Origin of the sequence: Candidatus Regiella insecticola LSR1, assembly GCF_000143625.1 — a bacterium.
GTDB lineage: Bacteria > Pseudomonadota > Gammaproteobacteria > Enterobacterales > Enterobacteriaceae > Regiella > Regiella insecticola.
In genome coordinates this window covers 1-1,836 of the sequence record NZ_GL379631.1, presented here as the reverse complement: position 1 = coordinate 1,836, position 1,836 = coordinate 1, and the positions used below count along the sequence as shown (strand labels likewise).

The following is a 1,836-nucleotide window of genomic DNA, read 5'->3' as shown; positions in this document are numbered from 1 at the left end:
CATTGTGATTGCACGGTCACACCAGATAATTTCATTCATTACCTGATCGAGCATTATGCTGAAAGCGCTTGCGATAATATTATTGCCAAGCTGGGAAATTAAAATAGAGACTTTATTCTGTCATAACATTGTTCTCATGAACATTTTTTAGATGACGTTTATTATAATATCCACACAATAAATAGTCTTCTCTGATAGAAGGCTATTTATTGAATCCATTTTTTATATTTTTATTATCCCTTCTGTTTATTTTTATCACGTTTAGTCTTTTTTAGTAAAGCGTGCTTTAATAAGAATCAGTGATGATACCGTTTTATGATAACGACATTTTTATCATAAAAAACAAATTTAATAAAACAATCTACCACCACATCAGTGTTATCCGTCTACAAAATACATATTGAATAAGGAAATAATCATGTCAAATCTTGATTGTGTGCCTATCAGCCGGTATTGCGAAATAACCGGTGAAAGCCTAGTCGCGATTAATAAAAGAATACAAAGAGGCATTTGGAAAGAAGGAAACCAAATATTAAAAGTGGATGGAGTAAAAGAAAGATGGGTCGATTTATTAGAGATAGCAAAATGGGCGAGAAAAAATCGGCAGATTTACCCAGGGGGATAACAATAAGAACCCATCGTTCTGGCCAAACAACTAATATCACTTTTACTTATAAAGGGGTGAAATGTCGCGAGCCTCTTTCTAATTTAGACGTCAACAGTAGAAATATAAAATATGCAGAACGCCTTTTAGGCGAAATTCATAATAAAATGGAAAGAGGTACTTTTAATTATGCTGACCAATTTCCTAAATCCGTACGCTTAAAATTATTTGGTAATAAAAAAAATGCGACGCCGATAAAAAAATACTTAGATGAATACCTTGAAATTTGTGCTTCTCGTCAACTATCGCCTTCTACACTAACCGGTTATAAAAAATGTCGAGGTTCACTTTTAGATTTACACAATGTCAACGTAGCTGATCTAACACCTGGAATGATAAAAAATTGGGTGCAACAACAAAATACGGCGCTGAAAACGGTAAGAAACCGTCTTTCATTTTTAAGATCAGCTCTCGATGAAGCGGTGACAGATGGTATACTTACTACTAATCCTGTCTCTTTGATTTCGGCCTCAAGGTACCAAAATAACAGTGATCGCAAGGCAAATGAATATTTTGTTGACCCACTCAGGCCGGATGAAGTTGAGATGATGTTATCTTCGACCACCAATGCACAGTGGGAAAATTTGTTTCGTTTTGCTCTGCATACCGGGATGCGAAGTTCTGAGCTCTGTGCATTACGTTGGGATAGCCTCGATTTAGTCAACAATACCGTTGGTGTATTCACTGCTTGTGTTGAAGGCATAGTTAAAAACCCGAAAACAAAAGCCGGTCGTAGAAAAATTGAATTGAATACACAGGCACTGCTGGCGTTAACAAAACAAAACCGTTTACATCAACCAAAAGTGAATTTGTTTTTCATGATCCTAAAACGAATAAGCCCTGGGCAGGTGCTGACGCCATCAGGAAAAAAGCCTGGATACCTACCTTGAAAAGAGCAGGCATTAGATACCGTAATCCTTATCAGACAAGGCACACCTTTGCCACCATGCATATTAGTCAGGGCGCTAATTTATTTTGGTTAGCGTCACAAATGGGGCATAAGGGTCCAGAAATGCTGTTTCGGCACTACGGTGCTTACTTAAAAGAGTACAGTGAAATGACAGAAGCAGTACATCAAAAGAGCCGTAAAGGATACGCAACCTAATACCGTGAAAATTTATTGTTTAAAATTAGCAGGTTATATCGTAAAGGCTGCGGGTTCAAATCCCCCC

General features: G+C 37.1%; 1 protein-coding gene and 1 pseudogene. Both read left to right on the top strand.

From position 1 onward, the window contains the following. Positions 1 to 418 precede the first annotated feature (418 nt). The gene (locus tag REG_RS11430; RefSeq protein ID WP_071985205.1) at positions 419 to 625 is read left to right on the top strand and encodes an excisionase; all 207 of its coding nucleotides are present in this window, start codon (positions 419 to 421) and stop codon (positions 623 to 625) included. Beyond that, positions 586 to 1,769 (top strand): annotated as a pseudogene (locus tag REG_RS08390) (Arm DNA-binding domain-containing protein). The gene REG_RS11430 and the pseudogene REG_RS08390 overlap by 40 nt, the downstream one beginning before the upstream one ends. Positions 1,770 to 1,836 lie beyond the last annotated feature (67 nt).

Bases quoted from the DNA above. Each gene is read 5' to 3' on its own strand.
- REG_RS11430 (WP_071985205.1), top strand. From the start codon at position 419: ATGTCAAATCTTGATTGTGTGCCTATCAGCCGGTATTGCGAAATAACC.